The sequence below is a fragment of the Streptomyces synnematoformans genome (assembly GCF_039531005.1).
Classification (GTDB): Bacteria; Actinomycetota; Actinomycetes; order Streptomycetales; family Streptomycetaceae; genus Streptomyces; species Streptomyces synnematoformans.
Genome location: NZ_BAAAPF010000101.1, coordinates 1 through 21,690, shown reverse-complemented (window position 1 = coordinate 21,690; position 21,690 = coordinate 1). Strand labels below are relative to the sequence as shown.

Below are 21,690 nucleotides of genomic sequence, written 5' to 3'. Positions count from 1 at the left end.
CCGCCGGCGGGGGGCCAGCCGCCTGCGGCGACGGCGGCGGTCAGGGGCGGCGCGACCAGGTCCCAGGACTCCGCCATGGAGCCCCCGACGACCAGCGCCGTGGCGCGGAACGCCGCCAGCCGCGGGCCCAGTTCCGCGCCGAGCGCGCCGAACGCCGCGTCGAGCACCCGGCGGGCCGGCTGCTCGCCCGCCCGCGCCCGCGCCGCCGCCTCGCGCACGTCGACGTCCGCGCCGGCCGCGTACCGGGTCAGGATCGCCCGGCGTGAGACGACGTCCTCCAGCGGTCGGCCGTCGATCCGCGCCAGGTCGATCCGGCCCTCCGGCGGCACCCCCGGGCCCGACGTGCGCGGCGCGCCGTCCGCGAGGAACGCCGAGCCGACGCCGGTGCCCAGGGTGATGCCCACCGCGCGGGTGTGGCCGCGGGCGGCGCCCGCGGTCCACTCGCCGGCGAGGAAGGCGTGCGCGTCGTTGCGGAAGGCGACGTCCGCCGGGTCCCCCGGCAGCCCGTCGAGCAGCGCCGCCCGCACGTCCACCCCGTACAGCGCCTCGAACTTCCCGACGCCCGCGAAGAGCGCGACGCCCTTGGCGTAGTCGAACGGCCCGGGCACCGCCACGCCCCACCGCGCCCCCGCGGGGGCCGCCGGCAGGGTGCGCGCGCAGCGCAGGACCGCGCCGAGGATGTCCCCGGCGCGGGCCTGCGCGTCCAGCGGCCGCCGCACGCGGGCGGCCACGGCGGCGGTCCGCGGGGAGACCAGCGCGGCGGTGACGTGCGTGCCGCCGATCTCCAGGACGGGGATCAACGGTCGGCGGCCCTGCGGACGAGGGCCTTCACGACCCGCACCGGGCCGCCGCCGGTGGCGGCCGTCAGCCGGTAGCCGCCGACGGCCGCGGGCACCGTCAGCGTCTCGGCGTAGGACAGTTCGTGGGTGTGGCCGGTCTCGGTGTGCACGGTCACACCCTCGCCCTCGGCGACGTTGAGGACGTGGAAGCGGCCCTCGGTGTCGTCGTCCGCCTCGGCGCCTTCGTCCAGGGTGTACCTCCTGACCTCGTAGAACATCTCGTCGAGCGCGCCGAGCAGCTCCTCGCGCCAGCCGGGTCCCGAGCGCAGGGTGCGCGGTGCCTGGACCAGCTCCCTCGCCACGGCCGCGCCGCGCCGCGCGGTGCCGAGGTTCGCCAGCCCGTGCTCGTACGGCAGCGGCCGCGGGTTGCCGTCGGCGCCGGGCCGCAGCCAGTCGTAGAAGCGGAGACTGTAGAGGTAGGGGGTGGCGCTGATCTCCAGGACGAGGTTGCCGGTGCCGCTGGCGTGCGGGGTGCCGGCGGGGATCAGGAACAGCTGCCCCTGCTCGCCCGGGAAGGCCAGCACGTGGTCCTCGGGGTCCATGGGCACGGCGTCGGTGACGGCCTCCTCGATCTCCTTGCGGAACAGGTCGGTGTCGGCGTCCTCGCGCAGCCCGAGGTAGACCTTGGTGCCGGCGCCGCCGAGGGTCATGTAGTAGGTCTCGTGCTGGGTGTAGGGCCAGCCGAACCGCTCGCGCATGTACGCCTCCCGCGGGTGGCAGTGCAGCGAGAGGTTGCCGCCGTCGACGGTGTCGAGGTAGTCGAAGCGGATCGGGAACGAGGTGCCGAAGCGGGCGTGCACGTCGGCGCCGAGGACGTCCTCGGGGGCGAGGACGCACATCAGCTGGAACGGCACCTCGGCCTGCGCGTCCGGCCCGGTGCCGACGAGGATGCCGGCCTCGGGGGCGATCAGCTCGTAGCCGAGGGCGGTGTTGGGCGCGCCGGGGCTGAAGCCCAGCTCGCGCTGCGCCCAGTGGCCGCCCCAGGGGGTGGAGTTGAAGTACGGGCGGGTGCGGACGGGCCGGCGGGCGAGTCCGGCGAGGGTGCTGCGCAGGCCGTCGCCGTCGAGGTGGGCGGGGTGGTCGGGGTCCTGGACGTCGAGCCAGCCGTCGATGCGCGGGGCCAGCGCGTCGCGGTGGCGGTCGAGCATCGGCCAGTCGACGTAGAACAGCCGCCGGTGGGTGGGGGGTTCGCCGGGCAGGCCCAGGTTGGCGCCGGTGGTGCCGGCGGTGACGGCGGCCTCGGCGTAGCGCTTGGGCACGTCGGCGTACCAGAGCACGTCGTGCGGTACGACGGCGGCGCCCGGCCCGTAGACCAGCAGCAGCCCGGTGGCGGGGCGGGGGGCGCCGGGCGGGGTGTCGAAGAGGTCGCCGAGGGGGTTCTGGGCGAGCTTGCAGTAGTACGGGTCGGCGGCGTCCCCGGGCCGCTCGGTGCGGCGCCTGACCGTCCCGGGGGGCGCGTAGTGGCGCCGTACGTCGAGCAGGGTCACCGCCGTGCCGCGGGCGGTCAGCTCGCGCCGGAGGCGGCCGGCGAGAGCGTCCCAGTCCGCGGCCGGGGGGCCCTCGACGGCCACCACCGCCGGGCCGTGGGGGAGTTCCGCCGCCACGGCCCGCCAGCCGGTGGTGAGGACGGCCGGCGGGGCGGGTGCGTAGCGCGGGTCGAGCCGGTACACGCAGTCTCCTTCGGATGTGTTCAGCGGCGCCGGAAGAGCACCGCGGTCGTGCCGAGGGCGGGGAGGTCGACGGTGACCTCTCCGTCCCGTACCGGCAGGTCGTCGCCCGGGCGGCCGAGGTAGTCGGCGAGCCGGGCCCCGGTGACGGGGAAGAGGGCGCGTACGGGGCAGGCCACGGGCTCCTCGGCGAAGGACTGCAGCCGCAGCAGCACGGCGCCGTCGCCGGCTTCCCCGCCGGGGGTGGTGGCGCCGACGAGCCGCACCCGCGGGTCGCCGACCTCGGCGAAGGCCAGCCGGTCGGCGACCGCGGGGCCTGCGGCGTGCGGGGCGCGGGCCCGGACGGCGTGCAGCGGGCGGCTGAGGGCGGCGGCCGTCCGCGCGCCGAGCGTGCCGTCGGCGGGGCCGCAGGCGAGGCTGTAGCGGAACGTGAACTCGAAGCCCTGCTCGCTGGGGAAGTTGGTGTCCCACAGGTTGTTGTGGATCCAGGAGAAGACGGTGGCGGGCTCGTCGCGGCCCATCGTCTTCGGGAACGGCGCGTACGGCAGCGCGATGTTCCCGAACTGCACCAGCGGCGCGTCCTGCGTGGCCCAGGCGACCGCGAAGCCGTCCTCGGCGAGCGTCACCCAGCGGCGTACGGCCCGCATGTGCCGGGCGGAGCCGGGGATGACGGGCAGGCCGGTGCCGGTGGCGCCGCCGGTGGCCTCCATGCGCACGGTGGGCGCCGCGAAGGCGAAGGGGAAGGCGAAGTAGGCGCTCTCCTTGCCGAGGGTGGCGTCCTTGTCGACCCGGTTGTCGATGTCGAGGCGGGCGGTGCCGTGCGGCAGCGTCAGCGTGGTGCGCACCCGGTTGGCGCCGGCGGGGCGGGTCTCGTAGGTGAGGGTCTCGGCGGTGGCGGTGGACGTGCGGGCGACGAGCGCGGCGGGCGGGGCGACGGCGCGGTTGCCGAGGTGCTCCAGGCGGTCGGAGCCGGTGGTGCGGCTGGAGTTGTGGTTGAAGCCGCCGGCGGTGGTGTAGCTGTCGTGGAGGTAGGCGTTGAAGCCGACGGCCGCGCCCGCGTCGGCTCCGCGGACGAGTTCGCGCCCGGTGGCCTTGTCGACGACGGAGGCGATGCAGGCGCGGGCGAGGTCGACGCGCACCGCGAGGTGCTCGTTCTCCAGCAGCGTGGGGTCGGTCCTGGCGTGCGCGGCGGCGGCGGTCTCGGCGGGGTCGTCCTGTTCTGTGCCGCCGGTGGGGTTCCAGCCGGTGGCGGCCTTCAGCACGCTGCCCGCGCCGTCGGCCGTGCCGTCGTCGGTGTCCTGGGCGACGACGTCGAGGCGGACGGAGCCGGCGGGCGGCACGCCGTCGACGTGCACCAGCAGGAAGCGGCCCGCGTCCCGGTGGTCGTCGTTGACCTGCGGCCGCTCCTCGTGCCGCAGCGGCTCGCCGGTGCGGGCGTCGCGGACGGCGACGCGCTGCTGCAGCGGCACGCTGCTCTCCGGCAGGAAGATGCGTACGACGTCGCTGCGGGCCCAGGAGCAGGTGTTGACGACGTGGTAGGACACGGCGCCGGGCGCGCTCGCGAGCCGCTGCCCGAGACGGGCGCGGGCCCGGTCGAGCAGCGAGTTGCCGCCGTCGTACGCGCGCAGCGCCTGGCCGTACTTCCAGTGCCACTGCTCCTCGCCACTGTGGCCGCCGTGGTCGCCGTGGGTCCAGGGGTCGCCGGCGCCCCAGGTGTGCTCGTCGAAGAGGGACACGGCCTCGTAGACCGGGGCGGCGTCGCGGCTGTCGTCGGCGGCGCCGGCGGCGCCGAGGATGCCGGCGAAGGTGCCGAGGGTCTGGGCGTCGGCGACGGTGGCCTGCGCGGTGCGGGCCAGGGACAGCGGGCGGGCGCCGGAGCCGACGCCGTCGACCCACCAGTCGGTCCAGTCGCCCTCGAAGGTCCGTATCTCGTCGCCGAGGCGGGCTTCGGCGTCGGTGAAGAAGTCCTCGTTGCGGGAGAGCCGGAGCTGCGGGTAGGCCCAGGTCTCGTTCCAGCGGCGGACGGTGTCGGCGATGATCCGCCGCGGCGGGGCGTTGTCGCCGAACTTGCCCTGCACGCGCAGGTGCAGGATGTCCCACGGGTACGGCTCGCGCGTGACGTCGGCGTCGTCCATGGCCCAGCCGAAGATCCCGCCGCGGTACGGGTACGGGTTGCCGGCCAGCGACGTGAGGTACGCGGGCAGCAGGTCGTCGACGCTGGTGTAGTCGGTGTCGAAGCCGAGCAGCGGGCCCTCCATGTAGGCCAGTCCGTGCGGGGTGTCGGTGACCCAGACGAGGATGCTGTTGCCGCTGGGCGCGCGCCAGCGGAACAGCCGGGGGAGCTTCTCGCCGCCGACGAGGTGGGGCACGGAGCGGCCGGCCCAGTTGTGGGCGACGGACAGGTACTTCACGCCGGCGGCGGCGAGCGCGTCGACGAGGCCGACGACGGCGCCGGGCACGTCGGTCTGCATCGCGGAGGTGAACTCGACGCCGTGCTCGTCGCGTACCTCGTGGGCGAGCCGCAGCAGTTCGTGCAACTCGTCGGTGGAGCACGTCTCGGTGTGCAGGTTGAACGGCATCGCGGTCAGCTCGATACGGCCCTCGCGCACGCGCCGTACGAACTCCTCGACCTGCTCGGCGGGGCGGGCGTCGGCCCACTGGCGGAAGGACCACAGGGACTCCACGCACCAGCGGAACCGCGACTCGGCGGGCCAGTCGTCGGTGGCACGGGTGAGTTCCAGGCAGGAGTCGAGGAACGACAGGTGCTCGGCGAGGACGCGGCCCTGGGGGTCGGTGTAGCCGATGTCGAGGTGGGAGTGGTGGACGAGGTGGACGGTCCACCGCCGCTGGGGGGCGAGCGTCAGCTCGATGCCGGCGCCGGCCTCGGCGCCGGCGCCGTCGCGCAGGCCGACGGTGATCCCCTGGGCGGTGTCGACGGCGGGCAGCAGCAGCCGTACGGAGCCGCCGGGGCCCGGCTCCGTGGCGACGGGCAGCGCGGCGCCGGATTCGGTGCGTACGACGAAGCCGGCCGCCAGGCCGGCGGGCAGGGCGGCGCCGTCGGCGGCCTCGACGCGCAGGCTCTGCACCAGCCCGCCGCCGTCGGCGTGCTTGAGCAGCGGCTCCTGCGTCAGGCGCAGGGCGGTGCCGGCGAGGCCGCCCTCGGCGGTGACGACGCTGCTGCGCAGGCTGTCGCGGATGCGGTCGTTGTCCCAGTCGGTGGTCTTGACGAGGGCCCGAGTGGTCATGCGGTGGTCTCCGTACTCTCCCGCCGCGGCGCGGGCGGGTGGGGTCGTCGGTGCTTCGGTCAGCGGGCGGAGGCGGTGATGCCGCGGAGGAACAGGCCGCGGAACACCAGGAAGACGAGGAGGGTGGGCAGCGAGACGACGAGCGCGCCGGCGAGGACCACCGGCGGTCCCGCGGAGCTGTACGCCTGGTTGAGCGAGTTGAGGGTGGCCATCACCGGCTGGATCTCGGGGCTGCGGCTGAGCGTGATGCCGAACAGCAGGTCGTTCCAGACGGCGGTGAACTGGAAGATGAACGCGGCGCCGAGCCCGGAGCGCATCAGCGGCACGTGGATGCGCCAGAAGATGCGGCGCATGGACGCCCCGTCGATCATCGCCGCCTCGGTGAGTTCCGGCGGCATCGTCGTCATCTGGTTGCGGATGAGGAAGAAGGCGAACGGGACGGCCCAGGCCGCGTAGACGAGCATGAGGCCCAGGCGGGAGTCGTAGAGGTTGGCGTCGGCGTACATGCCGAACAGCGGCGCGAGGAAGATCTGCAGCGGGAAGAGCGTCCCGGAGAAGATCACCCAGAACCACAGGGCGGGCCTGGGGATCGGCAGCACGATGACCGCGAACGCGGCCATGGCGGCGACCAGCACGGCGACGGCGCCGCACACCACGGCGTACAGCATCGAGCTGCCGAAGCTGTCGCCGATGCCGGCGTCGACCCAGGCGCTTTCCAGGTTGTCGAAGAACGCGAAGCCCTGCGGGGTCCAGTCCACCGAGCCGGTGTACTCGTCCGCCGGGGTGAGGGAGTTGACGACCAGCAGGTAGAGCGGCAGCAGCCAGAGCAGCACGCAGCCGGCGACGAAGAGGTTGCGCATGTGGCGTCCCATGTCGGTGTCTCCTCTCAGTCCTTGGCGCCGGGCATCTGGCGGCGCAGGTAGGCCCACGAGGACGCGACGACGATCACGGACAGCACGAGCGCGATGGCCGATCCGTAGCCGACGTGGAAGAGGCGGAACGCCTCGCGGTACATGGTCAGCGCCAGCGTCTCGGAGCTGCGCGAAGGGCCGCCCTGGGTGAGCGCCCAGACCATGTCGAACGCCTTCAGGCTGTTGACGATGGCCATGCCGATGACCACGACCGTCACGGCGCGCAGCTGCGGCAGGGTGATGTACCGGAACATCCGCCAGCCCCGGGCGCCGTCCAGCTCGGCGGCCTCGACCGTCTCCTTCGGGATGGCGCGCAGGCCGATGGCGAAGAGGACGACGTTGAGGCCGGTGGCCTGCCAGGTGCTGGCGACGATCATCGACAGGGTGTTCTGCGGCCACTCCAGCAGCCAGCCCTGCGCCCAGGAGCCGAGGCCGACGCCGCGCAGCACCTCGTTGAGTGCGCCGTCGGTGTTGAGGATGAAGCGCCACAGTGCGGCGGTGGCGACGCCGGAGATCGCGAACGGCAGCACGATGACGAGCTGTGCGAGCCAGCCCAGGCGCATCCGGTGGGTGGCGACGGCGATGGCGAGGCCCACGGCGACGGGCAGCACCAGGGTGCCCGCGACCCACAGGAAGGTGTTCAGCAGCGACCGGCCGAAGATCGGGTCGTCGGCGAGCCGGGTGTAGTTGTCGAGCCCGGTGAAGCTGCTGGTGAAGCCGTTGTCCTCGAAGAAGCTGCCGTAGATGCTGCGGAAGAACGGGTAGATGAGCAGGACGCCGACGAGGGCGAGCGCGGGCACCGCCCAGGGGACGCCGGCGAGCGGGCCGCCCATGCGGCGCGTGGCGTTGGCCTTCGCGGCCTGGTGCGGGCTGCGGACGGGGATGCGGCGGCGTGCGCGTACGGGCCTCGCCGGGCCCGCCGTGCTCACGGTGTCGGTCATGACTTCTCCGCCTCCCGCCACACCTTCCACGCCTCGTCGGCGCGCTCCTGCATGGTCCGCAGCCCGTCGCGGTACGAGTGCGGGTCGATCAACATGCCGGCCAGGTCGTCCACGGTGGACTCGACGAGTTCGGGCGGGCCCTGCTCCCAGAAGCGGTTGAGCAGCCAGAGGTTGTCGTCCCGCGCCTGCCGGGCCACGCCCTCGATGATCACGCTGGCGGGCTTCACCAGCGGGTTGGGGCTGCCGTCCTGGAGGGCGTGCGCGAAGGCCGTCGCGACCTCGGGGTGCAGCCAGCTGCCCGCGGCCTTCCGCGCCTCCTTCTTGTCGGCGCCCTTGACGGTGGCGGCGAAGGCGCTGGACTCGAAGATCACGCTGGGGCGGGCGGACGGGTCGGCCATGGGGAGGATGAAGGCGTCGACGCTCTTGCCCGGCTTGCCGCCGGCCGCGGTGAAGACCGAGCCGAGCCAGCTGCCGCACGGCACCATGCCGACCTTGCCGTGCACGGCGGCCGCCGCCGCGTTGTTGTGGTCCACGTCCATGCTCGTGAACCAGTCCTTGTCGAAGAAGCCGGCGATGGTGCGCAGCGCGCGCTCGGCACGGGGGTCGGTGTAGCGCTCGCGGCCGTTCATCAGGTCGTCGTAGAACCGCGGGTCCTGGCGGCTGAGGACCTCCTGGAACCAGATGAACGCGGGCCAGCGGCCGGCGGTGGTGCCGTGCAGCGGGGTGATGCCGTTGTCCTTGAGCCGGGTGCAGGCGGTGAGGAAGTCGTCCCAGGTCCGCGGCGCGGTGAGGCGGTGCTCGGCGAAGACCTCCGGGTTGTAGAAGAACACCCAGTAGGCGAGGTTCATCGGCAGCCCGTAGACCCGGCCCTCGTGGGTGAACGCCTCGCGCAGCGTGGGCTCCACCCAGCCGCGGGACTCGGCGTCCTCCCACTCCCGGGTGAGGTCCTCCAGGCCGCCGGTGCGGGCGAGGTCGCGCAGCCGGTAGCCGGACCAGTACTTGAGCAGGTCGGGGGTCTTGTTGGTGCGGAGCGAGGACTTGACGATCTGCTCGAAGGACTCCAGGGACGGGATGACCTCGGGGACGAGCCGGACCCCGGCGACCGACCGCATGGCCTTGCCGGCGGCGTCGAACGGCGCCTCCCAGTTGGCGTTGTCGCCGTGGACGGCGACCTTGCCGGGGCCCTGTCCGGCGGCGCTGCCGCAGGCGGCGGCCAGGCCGCCGGTGGCGGTGGCGAACGCGCCGGCCGCGGAGGCGCGGAGCAGGGTGCGGCGGGCGGGGCGCTGGGCGCGGGGGGTGGTCGTGCGGGTGTCGGCGGGTGGGTCGGGGATCGGCGGATGACGACCTGACATCGGGCGGCTCCCTCGGTCGGGCTCGTGTTATCGTTAACACGCACTGGAGGCAGCTTGACGGCAGAAAACCGCCGACGTCAATGGGCCGGCAGTGAAATTTCACCAGAGGGCCGGACAGGCCGGGCCGCGCTTCTTCGCGCTGCGGAATGCCCGAAATGTATAGTTCTGACCCGGCGGGGTCGCAGGCCCGCCGCCGCGCCTCTGCGCAAGGACGGCACCCGGTCGCCGGGCCTGCGACCTCCACACCGCCCGCGTACGCCGGGAAACGGGCCCGGCGACAATGACCCCATGACCCACCCGCACCCCGCGCCCGCGCTCACCGTCGTCGGCCTGCTCAGCGGCACCTCGTACGACGCCGTGGACGCCGCCGTCTGCGACCTGCGCCTCGCCGGCGACGAGCTGCTCCTGCACCCCCGCGGCCTGCACAGCGCCGCGTTCCCCGACGAGCTGCGGCGCGCCGTCGCCGCCTGCCTGCCCCCGGCGCAGACGACGGTGGCCGAGGTCTGCCGCCTCGACACCGAGCTGGGCCGGTTCTTCGGCCGGGTGGCCGCCGAGGCGGTCGACGCGGCGGCCGGCGGGCGCGCGGACCTCGTCGTCTCGCACGGGCAGACCGTCTACCACTGGGTCGAGGGCCGGCGCCCCCGCGGCACCCTCCAGCTCGGCAACCCCGCCTGGATCGCCGAAGCCAGCGGACTGCCCGTCGTCTCCGACGTACGCGTCCGCGACATCGCCCGCGGCGGCCAGGGCGCCCCGCTCGCCTCCACCCTCGACGCGCTGCTCCTCCTCGCCGACGAGCCCGGCGGGGCCGGCGGGGCCGGCGGGGCGCCGCGGCGCGGGGCGCTCAACCTCGGCGGCATCGCCAACATCACGGTCCGCGGCCGGTCCGGCGAGGTCGTCGCGTACGACCTGGGGCCGGCCAACGCCCTCATCGACGCGGCGGTGGCCGACGGCACGGACGGCGCCGAGACGATGGACACCGACGGCGCGCGGGCCCGGCGCGGGACGGTGGACCGGGAGCTGCTGCGGCGGCTGCTGGACGAGCCGTACTACGCGCTCGCCGCGCCCAAGTCGACGGGCAAGGAGCTGTTCCACGGCGGGTACCTGCGCGAGCGGGTGGCGGCGCACGCGGCGGCGACGGGCCGCCGGCCCGGGCTGGACGACCTGGTGGCCACCGTCACGGAGCTGACCGCGCGGCTGGCGGCGGCCGCGTGCCGGGAGCACGGGGTCGGGGAGCTGGTCGTCTCCGGCGGCGGGGTGCGCAACCCGGCGCTGACGGCGCGGCTGGCGGAGCTGTGCGCGCCGGCCCGGGTGTCGCGGATCGAGGACCACGGGCTGTCGTCGCAGGGCAAGGAGGGGTATCTCTTCGCGCTGCTGGGCTTTCTGACGGTGTGCGGGCTGCCGGCGTCGGTCCCGTCCGCGACGGGGGCGCACGAGCCGGCGCTCCTGGGGTCGATCACGCCGGGGGCGCGACCGCTGCGGCTGCCGGAGCCGGCGGCGAAGGCGCCGGTGCGGCTGCGGGTGGTGTGAGGGCCCCGGTCAGGGAGGGCCGCCGCCCTGGGACGGCCCGTCCGGCGGCGTACCCGCGGACTCCCCGCCGCGAACCGCTCCAGCCACTCCCCCGCCCGCCGCCGCGCCGACGGCACCCCGGACCACGCGGAGGTGGCCGGATCACTTACGGTACCCGGACGGTTGGACTACTTTGTGTGGCTCAGCGCGACAGGCGGGGAGAGTTCTGATGCGGGACACGGAGGGCGGCGGGCGGGCGCCGGTGATCGATACCAGAGTGCCGCAGTCGGCGCGCATCTGGAACTTCTGGCTCGGAGGCGGCGACAACTACCGCGTCGACCGGCTCGCGGGCGAGGCGTACCTGCGGCTCTCGCCCGGCATCGTCGACATCGCCCGCGCCTCCCGCGGGTTCCTGGTCCGCACCATCCGCCACCTCGCGGCCGAGGCCGGGATACGCCAGTTCCTCGACGTCGGCACCGGGCTGCCGACCGCGCAGAACACGCACGAGGTGGCGCAGGCGGTGCACCCGACGGCGCGGGTCGTCTACGTCGACAACGACGCGATGGTGCTCGCGCACGCGCGCGCCCTGCTGGTCTCCCGGCCCGGCGGGGTGTGCGACTACGTCAGCGCCGACCTGCACGAGCCGGACGCGGTGCTGGCCGGTGCGGCCGAGACCCTGGACTTCGACGAGCCGGTCGGGCTGATCCTCAGCGGGATCGTGGGGCATGTCGAGGACTACGACGAGGCGCGCGGGATCGTGGCCCACCTCGTCGGCGCGCTGCCGGCGGGCAGCTACCTGGTGCTCAGCGACGGGACGGCCGTGGTGCAACGGGACATCAAGCGGGCGCAGGACGCGTACAACAGGAGCGGCGCCGTGCCGTACATCCTGCGCACGCCGGAGGAGATCGAGCGCTTCTTCACGGGCCTGGAGCTGGTCGAGCCCGGGGTCGTGTCGTGCTCTCAGTGGCGGCCGGAGGGCGACGGGCAGCCGGACCCCGTCGACCACTTCGGCGGTGTGGGACGGAAGCTGGAAGGCGAGTGACGGGGCCGGAGTCCGCCCTCGGGACGGTACGGGCCGTCGCGTTCGACGTCTTCGGCACCACCGTCGACTGGCGCACCGGCGTGGCCGAGCAGGTGAGCGCGGTCGCGCGGCGGTGCGGTGCGGACCTCGACGGCGGCGCCTTCGCGGACGAGTGGCGGGCGATGTACCTGCCGTCGATGCGCCGGGTCAACGCCGGCGAGCGGCCGTGGGCGTACCTCGACACGCTGCACCGCGAGTCGCTGGACGAGCTGCTGGAACGCCACGGCGTCGGCGCCGCGTTCGACGACGCCGCCCGGGCCGAGCTGGTGCGCGCCTGGCACCGGCTGCCGGCGTGGGACGACGCGGCCGAGGGCCTGGCGCGGCTGCGCGGGAAGTACGTGGTGGCGGCGCTGTCCAACGGCGGCTTCGCGCTGCTGACGAGTCTGGTGAAGGCGGCGGGGCTGCCGTTCGACTGCATCCTCTCCGCCGAGCTGGCGCGGCGCTACAAGCCGGACCCGCAGCCGTATCTGACGGCCGCGCAGCTGCTGGACGTCGCGCCCGGCGAGCTGCTGATGGTGGCCGCCCACGGCTGGGACCTGGCGGGGGCACGCGGCGCGGGGCTGCCGACGGCGTTCGTGGCCCGCCCGGCGGAGAAGGGCCCGGCGGGTGCGGCGGACCGCGCGGAGGACGTGCCGAGCGATGTGGCCGCGGCGAACTTCACGGACCTGGCCCGCCAGCTGGGCTGCCCGTGACTGTCCGCTTACGCGCGGTCCGCCGGGGAGGCGCGATTCAGCCACCCGGCGCGGACTTCACCGCCGGGGCCAGCTCGTGCCACCCGACCGTGCGGTCGCACCAGCGCTCCAGCAGCGTCCGGTCGTGGCCGACGGCGAGCAGCGCGGCGCCGGAGGTGCGGCGGTAGTCCTCGACGGCCGCGACGAGTGCGGCGGTGGTGGAGGCGTCGAGCATCGCCGTCATCTCGTCGCAGACCAGGATCCGGGGGCGGAGCGCCAGCGCGCGGGCGAGGCAGGCGCGTTGCAGCTGGCCGTCGCTGACCTCGTGCGGGCGGCGGGCGAGCAGGTCGGGGGTGAGGCCGACGAGTGCGGCCAGCTCCTCGGTGCGGGCCGGGGCCTCGGCGCGCCGGCCGGTGGCGCGCAGCGGCTCGGCGACGAGGGCGGCGAGGGTCAGACGGGGGTCGGCGGCGAGGCGGGGCTGCTGGAACACGACGCCGAAGGCGGTGCGCTGGGCGCGGGGGGCGCGGTGGCGCCAGCCGCGTACGGGCTCCCCGTCGAGCAGCACCTCGCCGGCGTCCGGGCGGTGCAGCAGCGCGGCGACCCGGGCCAGGGTGGACTTGCCGCAGCCGCTGGGGCCGAGGAGGCCGGCGCACTCGCCGGGGTCGAGGGTGAGGGAGACGTCGCGTACGACGGGGGCGCGGCGGTCGTATCCGGCGGTGACGGCGCGCAGTTGCAGCGGGGGCGGGGCTTCAGCGGACATCGGCGGACTCCGGCTGCTGGGGCGGGCCGGGCTCGCCGGTCCGCTGCTTGAGCGGCTGCCGCGGCGGGACGGCGTCCGCGGCCGGCGCCGGGTGGTGGCACGCCACCCCCGCCGTCAGCGCCGGCACCGCCGCGCAGGCGGCCGTGGCGTACGTGCACCGCGGTGCGAAGGCGCAGCCGGGCGGCAGTGCGCCCAGCTCCGGGGGCAGGCCCGGGATGGGCGTGAAGCCGCGCTCCGGGAGGGCGTCGAGGAGGCCGCGGGCGTACGGGTGCCGGGGCCCGGGGGCGCCGAAGAAGGCGGCGGCGTCGGCGAGTTCGACGATCCGCCCGGCGTACATCACCGCCACCCGGTCGGCGATCCGCTCCGCGGCGGCCAGATCGTGGGTGATCATCAGCAGCCCGTGCCCGTCGTCGACCTGGCGGCGCAGTTCGTCGACGGTGCGCTCGACGAGGTCGCGGTCGAGGCCGGTGGTGGGCTCGTCGGCCAGCAGCAGCGGCGGGCCGCCGACGAGGGCGAGGGCGGTGGCGGCGCGCTGGGCGAGGCCGCCGGACAGCTCGTGCGGGTAGCGGTCGAGGTGGTCGGCGGGGAACGCGGCCCGCTCCGCGGCCGCTTCGGCGGCGGCGCGCAGCTCCTGCCTCGGGGTGTCGGTCAGCTCCCGGACGACCTCCGTCAGCTGGGAGCGCACGGTCCGTACGGGCGTGAGGTGCGCGGCCGGGGACTGCGGGATGAGGCCGGCGCGGCGGCCCCGCACCCGCCGGGCCAGCTCCGTCTCGTCGGCGCCGAGCAGCTCCAGTTCGCCGAGGTGGGCGGCGCCGGCGGTCTCGGCGTTCTCCGGCAGCAGCCCGAGGAGCGCCGAGGCCAGGACGGACTTGCCGCAGCCGCTCTCGCCGACCAGCGCGACGCACTCGCCGGGGTCGAGGGTGAGGGAGACGTCGGTGACGGCCGGGACGTACGGGCCGCGGGGCATGCGGAAGCGGACCGACATCCGGTCGAGGGCGAGCAGCGGGGCGCCGGTCCCGGCGCCGCGGTCCGTGGGTCCCGTGGGGCTCGCGGGTTCCGTGCGTTCCGTGCGGTCCGTCACAGCGTCAGCTCCGATCGGCGGCGCGGGTTCAGCCGCTCCCGCCACGCGCCGGCGAGGCCGGCGACGGCGAGGGTCGGGATGATGATGAACAGGCCGGGGAAGAGCGTGGGCCACCAGTCGCCCGCCAGCAGCGCGCCGCGCGCGCCCTGCACCATCGCGCCCAGGCTCGCCTGGTGCGGCGGCAGGCCGAGGCCCAGGAACGACAGCGCCGACTCGTGCCAGATGGCGTGCGGCACCATGAGCACCGCCGCGAGACCGGCCTGCGGCAGCACCCCGGGCACGAGGTGCCGGACCGCGACCCGGGTGCGCGAGGCGCCGCCGGAGACGGCGGCGTCGACGAACGGCCGGCCGCGCAGCGACAGCACCTCGGCGCGCACGATGCGGCAGGTCGACACCCAGTGGGTCAGGCCCACGGAGGCGACGACCGGCCAGACCCCGGGCTGGAACAGGGCGACGATGAAGATGCCGAGCAGCAGGTGCGGCACGGAGGCGAAGACGTCCACGAGCCGCATCACCGCCCGGTCGACGTGCCCGCCGACCGCGCCGGCCAGCGCGCCGACGGCGGTGCCGACGACGGTGGCGACGAGCGCGGCGACCACGCCGACGAGCAGCGAGACGCGCAGCCCGTAGACGCAGCGCAGCAGCACGTCGCGGCCGACGTCGTCGGTGCCGAAGGGGTGCGCGAGGGAGGGCGCGGAGAGCTTGTCGGCGAGGTCGACGGCCTGCTGGTCGAGCTGGACCAGCGGCGGTACGACGAGCACCGCGAGGACGGCGAGCGCGACGACCGCGGCCGAGGTGCGTACGCGCAGCGTGCGCACCGACCTCCGGCCGGTGCCGCGGGTACGCCAGCGGGTCGTGTCCGCGTCGTCGGGCCCGGCCGTCTCCGCCCCGGTCCTCGCCGCCGTCTGGGTCTTCTCCACCGGGTCAGCCATCGAAGCCCACTCTCGGGTCGGCGAGCCCGTACAGCAGGTCGGACAGCAGGTTGCCGGCGAGCACCGCCGCCGTCGCCAGCACGGTGAGCGCGGCGAGCAGCGGGAAGTCGACGGACGTGGCGGCCTCGACGGTGGCCGCGGCGATGCCGGGCCAGCTGAAGACGGTCTCGATGAGCAGCGCGCCGGTGATCAGCTCCGGCACCCGGGTGCCGATCAGCGTGAGCACGGGCAGCAGTCCGGAGCGCAGCGCGTGCCCCAGCAGCACGGTGCGCCCGGCGAGCCCGCGGGCGCGGGCGCCGCGCACGGGGTCCTCGTCCAGGGCGTCGCCGACGCCCTGGCGGACGTAGAGCACGAACCACGGCATCTGCGAGACGGCGAGCACCGCCGCCGGCAGCGCCACGTGCTCGGCGACCTGCCCGAAGGTGACGACGTCCGTGCCGGTGTCGGTGAGGCCGCCGGCCGGGAGCGCGTCGAGCTGGAGGGCGAAGAGCCAGACGGCGAGCAGCCCGAGCCAGAACGGCGGTGCCGCCTCCAGGGCGTACGCGGCGGAGGTGACGGCCCGGTCGAGCATCCCGCCGCGGCGGCGGGCGGCGAGGACGCCGAGCAGCGTGCCGCCGACGACGGCGACGGCGAACGCGACCGCGCACAGCAGCACCGTCCAGCCGATGCGCTCGCCGATGACGTCGGAGACGGGCTGGCGCATGCTGGTCGACTGGCCGAGGTCGCCGGTGACCGCGGCGGAGAGCCAGTCCCACCAGCGGGTGACGAACGGGTCGTCGGCGCCGAGGCTGTCGCGGAGCTGGTCCAGCGCCTCCTGGGAGGCGCTGAAGCCGGCGGTGCCCGCGTACGCCTTCACCGGGTCGAACGGCGAGGCGGCGGCGATGGCGAACACCCCGAAGGTGACGGCGAGCAGCACGGGGACGGCGTACAGCAGCCGCCGCCCGGCCATCCGCGCCATCGGGGCCAGCGGCAGCCCGGTCACGGCGCGGGCTGCCAGCTCTCGACGTTCCACCAGGGCCCGCTGCCGAAGCCGTGCTCGTGCGGCTCGATCTGGGTGGTCAGGCCGCGCCAGGTGTCGGCGAGGACGTAGATGTGGTCGATGTGGGTGAGGAAGATGTAGCCGGGGTTGTCCTTCAGCTCCTGCTGCACCCTGTCGTACGCCCGCTTGCGCTCGGTCTTCCCGCCGCTCTCCCGGCCCTCGACGAGGGCGGCGTCGACGTCCGGGTTCGTGTACGAGGCCATGTTGTTGAAGCCCTGGCCGGCCAGCTCGGAGTAGAGCATCGGGTAGAGGTCGAAGTCGGGGTCGGCGGGGTTGCCGCCGCCGGCGAGCACGGCGTCCTCGGCCATCCGCGGTTCGATGACCTCCCAGGTGCCGCTCTCCACCCTGGCCTCGATGCCGACCTTCTTGGCGTCGCCGGCGAAGGCGAGGGCGTGCTCCTGGCGGAGCTTGTCGCCGGAGGGGTAGTAGAGGGTGAACGAGGCGCGCTGCCCGTCCTTCTCCCGGATGCCGTCGTCGCCGACGCGCCAGCCGGCGTCGTCGAGGATCCGCTCGGCCTCCTCCGGGTCGTACGGGCGCTCGGTGCCCGCGGCGAACCACTCGCTGTCGGTGGGCACGGGCCCGTACGCGGCCTTGCCCCGGCCCTCCAGCAGCTTGTCCACCATGGTGTCGCGGTCGACGGCCACGTCCAGGGCGCGGCGGATGGCGACGTCGCCGGTGACGGGGTTGCCGGTGGGCAGGGTGACGGCCCGGTGGTCGGCGCTGGTGGCGGCGAGGGTCTGCTTGTCGTCGTCCTCGGCGAAGGTCTTGGCGAGGTTCGGCGGCAGGATGGCGCCGTCGAGGTCGCCGGAGCGCAGCCGGGTGGCGCGGACGTCGTCGTCGGCGATGATCGCCATGGTGAGCTTCTTCACCTTGGGCTCGCCGCCCCAGTAGCCGGGGTTGGCGGAGAAGGTGAGCTTCTCGCCCTTGCGCCAGTTGTCGAGGACGTAGGGGCCGGTGCCGACGGGCTCGGTGTTGAACGCGCCGGTGTTGACGTCGCCCTTGCCGGCGACGTGCTCGGGCGCGATGGGCAGCACGGTGCGCTCGGCGAAGGGGGCGTAGGGGTACTTGAGGTGGAAGACGACGGTGTCGTCGCCGTCGGCCTCGACGCTCTCGACGGCCGCCAGGTCGCCCTTGGAGGCGTTGTTGGTGCCGGGGTCGAGGATGGTCTCGTAGGTGAAGACGACGTCGGCGGCGGTGAAGGGCTCGCCGTCGCTGAACGTCACGTCGTCGCGCAGCTTGTACGTGTACGTGGTGCCGTCGTCGGTGACCTCGGGCAGCGCGCGGGCGAGGGCGGGCCGCAGCTCCAGGTCGGCGTTGCGGGCGAGGAGGCCGTCGAAGATCTTGGAGTTGCCGTCCTTGCCGTAGCCGAGGAGCGGGCTGAGGGTGTCCGGCTCGCTGGCGACGCCGACGACCACCGCGGTGCCGGCACCTCCGGAGGCGCCGGAGTCGTCGTCGGCGTCCGGGTTCGAACAGGCGGCGGCCCCCGCGAGCACCGCCGCCGCCGTGACCGAGACCGCTGCGCGTATGCCGCGGACTGACATGCCCACTCCCCTGTTGAAGGCAGACTGTTATTGCGAACCGCTCGCAATTAGAACCCATGATCGGTGCAGGGCGCAATGAGGGGTCCGCGACATGAGCGGGCCGGGTCGGGGCCCGGTGGGCGGGGAAGTCAGGCGGGGAGGTCGGCCAGGGCGGCGAGGGCGGTGCGGTGGTGGCCTGGGGTACCGAGCGCGATGCGGTCGCTCATGGCGCGCTTCAGGTACAGGTGCACCGGATACTCCCACGTCATGCCGATGCCGCCGTGCAGCTGCAGCGCCTCCTCCGCGGCCCGCACCGCCGCGTCGCCGCAGTACGCCTGGGCGACGGCGGCCGTCACCGCCGCGTCCCCGGCGCCGCGGGCCAGCGCGTCGGGGCCGGTGCGGGCGGTGGCGCGGGCCGAGACCTGCTGCAGCCACAGCCGGGCGAGCCGGTGCTTGACCGCCTGGAAGCCGCCGACGGGGCGGGCGAACTGCCGACGCTCCTTCAGATACGCCACCGTGGTCGTCAGGCACCACTCGGCGAGGCCGAGTTGCTCGGCGGCGAGCAGCCCGGCGCCGGCCAGCAGGGCGCGTTCCACGGCGGCGGCCGCCACCTCGGCGCCGGCGAGCCGGACGGCCGGGGCGGCGTCGAGGACGAGCCGGCCGAGGGGGCGGGTCAGATCGAGCGGGGTGACCGGCTCGACGGCGCCGGCGGCGGCCTCGACCGCGTGGAGGCCGTCGTCCGCGGGGACGAGGAATACGTCGGCGGCGGGTGCGTCGGCGACGGAGGACACGGCGCCGGTGAGTCGGCCGGCCGCGGCAGAGCCGCCGGGCCGAGCCCGTACGGTCGCGGTGACGGCGGCCCGCTCCCCCGCCGCACCGCCCCGCCACGGGCCCGTCGGCCACGGCACCGCGAGCACCGCCGTCCGCCGGCCCGCCGCAGTCCCCGCCAGCAGCGCGGCCACCTCGTCCCGCTCGGCCCCGCAGCCGAGCAGCGCCTCGACGGCGATCACCGCGCCGGTCAGGTACGGTGCCGGGGCCACGGAACGGCCCAGCTCCTCCAGCACGACGGCCGCCTCCCGGTGGCTCGCGCCCGCACCGCCCAGCTTCTCCGGCACCAGCAGCCCGGCGAGCCCCATCTCCCGCGCGAGCACCGCCCACAGCGCCGGGTCGTACGGCCCGGCCCCGCCCGCGCCGCCGTCCGCGCCGCCGCCGGCGGCGCGCCGGTCCTCCTCCCACGCCGCTTCGGCGCGGGCCAGCACCGCCGCCGGGCCCGCCCGGTCCGCCAGCAGCGAGCGCACCGCGGCCCGGAGGTCGTCCTCCGCCTCGGAGTACAGCAGGTCGCTCATCGGGGCAGGTCCTTCCATGCGGCGTCCTTGTCGGCGCGCGGCTCGGCCGGCAGGCCGAGAACGCGCTCGGCGACGATGTTGAGCAGGATCTCGGAGGTGCCGCCCTCGATGGAGTTGCCCTTGGCGCGCAGGTAGCGGTAGCCCGCTCCGCGGCCCAGGAAGTCGACGGTCTCGGGGCGGCGCGCGGTCCAGTCGTCGTACGTCAGGCCCTCCTCGCCGAGCAGTTCGGTCTCCAGCGCGCTGGCGCGCTGTGCCAGCGAGGCGAATGCGAGCTTCATCGCGGAGCCCTCGGGCCCGGGGTGCCCGGCGGCGAGTTGCTGGCGCAGCCGCTCGCCGGCGAGCCGGGCGGCCTCGGCCTCCACCCACAGCGCGAGCAGCCGCTGATGGAGGTCGGGGGTGCGCAGCTCGGTCCGTTCCCGCCAGGTGCGCGCGACGACCCCGATCATGCCGCCCTCGCGGGGCAGCCGGCGGGAGCCGCCGATGGCGACGCGCTCGTTCATGAGCGTGGTCTGCGCGACGCGCCAGCCGTCGCCGACGGCGCCGACGCGCTGCGCGTCGGGGACGCGCACGCCGGCGAGGTGGACCTCGTTGAACTCGGCCTCGCCGGTGATCTGCCGCAGCGGCCGGACGTCGACGCCGGGGTCGGTCATGTCGCAGACGAAGTACGTCATGCCGCGGTGCTTGGGCACGTCCGGGTCGGTGCGGGCGAGGAGGATGGCCCAGCGGGCGTGGTGCGCGCCGGACGTCCAGACCTTCTGCCCGTCGACGACCCAGGCGTCCCCGTCCCGTACGGCGCGGGTGGCCAGGCCCGCCAGGTCGGAGCCGGCGCCGGGCTCGCTGAAGAGCTGGCACCACACCTCCTCGCCGGTCCACAGCGGGGGCAGGAAACGGCGCCGCTGTTCGGGCGTGCCGTGCTGGAGGATCGTGGGTGCGGCCATGCCGAGGCCGATCCCGGTGCGGCCGGTGTCGAGCGCGGGCGCGCCGGCGGCCTCCAGCTCGGCGTCGACGACGGCCTGCAGGGCGCGGGGCGCGCCGAGGCCGCCGAGGCCCTCGGGGTAGTGCACCCAGGCGAGGCCGGTGGCGAAGCGGGCGCGCAGGAAGTCCAGGCGCTCGGTGGCGGCGGGCGGGTGGGCGGCGAGGAACTCCCGTGTCCGGCGGGTCAGTTCGGCGGCTTCGGCGATCTCGACGGCGGCGCCGTCGGCGGCCTGGGGGGCGGTCTGCTCGGCCATGGGCGCGGCTCCCCGGGTCAGCGGGCGTCGGGTACGACGACGAGGCGGCCGGTGGTGGTGCCGTCGGCGACGCGCTGCACGGCGTCGGCCGCCTGCTCCAGCGGAACGCGCTCGCTGACCAGGGGCTTGACGGCACCCTCGGCGGCCAGCCGGGTCAGCTCGGCGTGGCAGGCGGCGACGGCGGCCGGGTCGTGGGTGTTGTAGAGGCCCCAGTGCAGGCCGACGATCGAGTAGTTCTTGACCAGCGCGTGGCCGAGCGGCGGGGCGGGCATCTCGCCGCTGGCGAAGCCGACGACGAGGATGCGGCCCTCGAACGCGACGCACTTCGTGGACTGCTGGTACGCGGCGCCGCCCACCGGGTCGTAGACGACGTCCGCGCCGCGTCCGCCGGTGGCGTCCTTGACGGCGGCGACGACGTCGTCGCGGGTGCGGTCCACGACGAGGTCGCAGCCGAGCGCCGCCGCCGTCGCGGCCTTCGCGGCGCCGCCGACGACGCCGATGACCCGGGCGCCCGCCGCCTTGCCGAGCTGGACGGCGGCGCTGCCGACGCCGCCGGCCGCGGCGTGTACGAGGAGGGTCTCGCCGGGCTGCAGCCGGGCGCGGCGGTGAAGGCCGAACCAGCCGGTCTGGTAGCCGATGTGCAGGGCGGCGGCCTCGGCGTCGTCGAGGGTGTCGGGCACGGGCCGCAGCGTGCGCGCGTCGGCGAGGGACAGCTCGGCGAAGGCGCCGGCGGGCAGCGCGGGCCGGGCGAGCACCCGGGTCCCCGGCTCGTACGGCACGCCCTCCGCGGCGGCGACGACCTCGGCGCACATCTCGACGCCGGGGGTGAACGGCAGCGAGGGGCTGACCTGGTACTCGCCGCGGCAGAGCAGCGCGTCGGGGAAGTTCACGCCGGCTGCGCGCACCCGCAGCACGACCTGCCGGCCGTCCGGGCCGGCCGCCGGGACCGGGTCGGGGACGTCCTCAAGCCGCATGACCTCGCGCGGCTCGCCGTTCTCGTGCACTCGCCAGGCCTTCATGCCGCGTCTCCTCCGTGTCCGCGCGCCGTCACCGGGCCGCTCTGCCACATACTAAGCGGTCGGTTTTGCCCCGGGAACACCCCGGACAGCTTGCCTCCACCGGGTGACGCTCCGGGGCGCTCGGCCGGACACGGCGGCCGGAGCGGACGTCATGGCGCGGTCTGCTCCGTGCATCCGGGTGTCCGATCCGCGCCGGGAAGGAAAGCCGTGCCGCTCCCCCGCGGCCGACCGCCCGGGCGCCGCCGTCCTGGTCTCGGCAGCGACTCGCGCGCCGGGCTGACGCCGGCCGAGAAGGGCCGGTGGCACGCGGGCGGCGCCGCCCCCGCCGGCCACTCCGGAAAGATCAACGCGGCCCTGCGGCACGGCGGCCCCGAGCTGCTGACGCGCACCGTGGAGCGCGCCACCGGGCCGGGCGTCGACCACTATCTGCAGGCGCGGTTCAAGGGCTTCGTCCGGGCCGTCGACGCGCTCGGCGGCGCGCACGCTGCAGGACCCGGGCAGGCGCGCGGAGCTGGCCGGCGCGGGCGTGCGCGGGCCGCGCACGGGCGGCC

The 21,690-nt window shown here is 75.4% G+C and carries 18 protein-coding genes; 4 read left to right on the top strand and 14 right to left on the bottom strand.

From position 1 onward, the window contains the following. The 6 genes from ABD317_RS16855 to ABD317_RS16830 form a co-directional block, all read right to left on the bottom strand. On the bottom strand, positions 1–800 hold an 800-nt coding region (locus ABD317_RS16855; RefSeq protein ID WP_344290794.1), incomplete at its 3' end, for an ROK family protein. Next, entirely contained in the window at positions 797–2,509 is a 1,713-nt protein-coding gene (locus tag ABD317_RS16850) for a class I mannose-6-phosphate isomerase (protein WP_344290793.1), read from the bottom strand. The genes ABD317_RS16855 and ABD317_RS16850, both read right to left, overlap by 4 nt. 20 nt (positions 2,510–2,529) lie before the next feature. Then, positions 2,530–5,751, bottom strand: a complete 3,222-nt coding sequence (locus ABD317_RS16845) for a glycoside hydrolase family 38 N-terminal domain-containing protein (RefSeq protein ID WP_344290792.1) — start codon at positions 5,749–5,751, stop codon at positions 2,530–2,532. Positions 5,752–5,810: 59 nt separating this feature from the next. Next, a complete protein-coding gene (locus tag ABD317_RS16840; protein WP_027757347.1) occupies positions 5,811–6,623 on the bottom strand; it encodes an ABC transporter permease subunit in 813 nt (270 codons plus the stop codon). Between the two features lie 14 nt (positions 6,624–6,637). Then, entirely contained in the window at positions 6,638–7,603 is a 966-nt protein-coding gene (locus tag ABD317_RS16835; RefSeq protein ID WP_344290791.1) for a carbohydrate ABC transporter permease, read from the bottom strand. Continuing rightward, on the bottom strand, positions 7,600–8,955 hold the full coding sequence (locus tag ABD317_RS16830) for an ABC transporter substrate-binding protein (RefSeq protein ID WP_344290790.1): 1,356 nt from the start codon (positions 8,953–8,955) through the stop codon (positions 7,600–7,602). The genes ABD317_RS16835 and ABD317_RS16830 overlap by 4 nt, the downstream gene beginning before the upstream one ends. A 288-nt stretch (positions 8,956–9,243) precedes the next feature. Between ABD317_RS16830 and ABD317_RS16825 the strand changes: the two genes are divergently transcribed. From ABD317_RS16825 to ABD317_RS16815, 3 genes are all read left to right on the top strand, one after another. Then, a complete protein-coding gene (locus ABD317_RS16825) occupies positions 9,244–10,482 on the top strand; it encodes an anhydro-N-acetylmuramic acid kinase (RefSeq protein WP_344290789.1) in 1,239 nt (412 codons plus the stop codon). A 208-nt stretch (positions 10,483–10,690) separates the two neighbouring features. Next, positions 10,691–11,503 carry an SAM-dependent methyltransferase gene (locus ABD317_RS16820; protein WP_344290788.1) on the top strand — a complete coding sequence of 271 codons (813 nt, stop codon included), beginning with the start codon at positions 10,691–10,693 and terminating at the stop codon, positions 11,501–11,503. After that, positions 11,500–12,234 (top strand): haloacid dehalogenase type II, encoded by a 735-nt coding sequence (locus ABD317_RS16815; protein WP_344290787.1) that lies wholly within the window; start codon positions 11,500–11,502, stop codon positions 12,232–12,234. Before ABD317_RS16820 ends, ABD317_RS16815 begins: the two co-directional genes overlap by 4 nt. Before the next feature lie 37 nt (positions 12,235–12,271). Here ABD317_RS16815 and ABD317_RS16810 read toward each other — a convergent pair whose 3' ends face one another. The 8 genes from ABD317_RS16810 to ABD317_RS16775 form a co-directional block, all read right to left on the bottom strand. After that, the gene (locus tag ABD317_RS16810) at positions 12,272–12,973 is read right to left on the bottom strand and encodes an ABC transporter ATP-binding protein (protein WP_344290786.1); all 702 of its coding nucleotides are present in this window, start codon (positions 12,971–12,973) and stop codon (positions 12,272–12,274) included. Then, positions 12,963–14,054 (bottom strand): ABC transporter ATP-binding protein, encoded by a 1,092-nt coding sequence (locus ABD317_RS16805; protein ID WP_425582378.1) that lies wholly within the window; start codon positions 14,052–14,054, stop codon positions 12,963–12,965. The genes ABD317_RS16810 and ABD317_RS16805 overlap by 11 nt, the downstream gene beginning before the upstream one ends. Next, the gene (locus ABD317_RS16800) at positions 14,051–14,986 is read right to left on the bottom strand and encodes an ABC transporter permease (RefSeq protein WP_344290785.1); all 936 of its coding nucleotides are present in this window, start codon (positions 14,984–14,986) and stop codon (positions 14,051–14,053) included. The genes ABD317_RS16805 and ABD317_RS16800 overlap by 4 nt, the downstream gene beginning before the upstream one ends. Beyond that, on the bottom strand, positions 14,979–15,944 hold the full coding sequence (locus ABD317_RS16795) for an ABC transporter permease subunit (protein WP_051438725.1): 966 nt from the start codon (positions 15,942–15,944) through the stop codon (positions 14,979–14,981). Before ABD317_RS16795 ends, ABD317_RS16800 begins: the two co-directional genes overlap by 8 nt. A gap of 20 nt (positions 15,945–15,964) precedes the next feature. After that, complete coding sequence (locus ABD317_RS16790; protein ID WP_344290784.1) at positions 15,965–17,566, bottom strand: ABC transporter substrate-binding protein; 1,602 nt, start codon at positions 17,564–17,566, stop codon at positions 15,965–15,967. A gap of 128 nt (positions 17,567–17,694) precedes the next feature. After that, positions 17,695–18,891: an acyl-CoA dehydrogenase family protein gene (locus ABD317_RS16785; RefSeq protein WP_344290783.1), complete on the bottom strand. Its 1,197-nt coding sequence runs from the start codon at positions 18,889–18,891 to the stop codon at positions 17,695–17,697. Further along, positions 18,888–20,120, bottom strand: coding sequence for an acyl-CoA dehydrogenase family protein (locus tag ABD317_RS16780; RefSeq protein ID WP_344290782.1), 1,233 nt, complete (start codon positions 20,118–20,120; stop codon positions 18,888–18,890). The genes ABD317_RS16785 and ABD317_RS16780 overlap by 4 nt, the downstream gene beginning before the upstream one ends. 17 nt (positions 20,121–20,137) lie before the next feature. Next, positions 20,138–21,139 carry an NADPH:quinone oxidoreductase family protein gene (locus tag ABD317_RS16775; RefSeq protein ID WP_344290781.1) on the bottom strand — a complete coding sequence of 334 codons (1,002 nt, stop codon included), beginning with the start codon at positions 21,137–21,139 and terminating at the stop codon, positions 20,138–20,140. A gap of 207 nt (positions 21,140–21,346) precedes the next feature. Between ABD317_RS16775 and ABD317_RS16770 the strand changes: the two genes are divergently transcribed. After that, positions 21,347–21,690: LCP family glycopolymer transferase (locus tag ABD317_RS16770; protein ID WP_344290780.1), on the top strand; the 344-nt coding region annotated here is incomplete at its 3' end.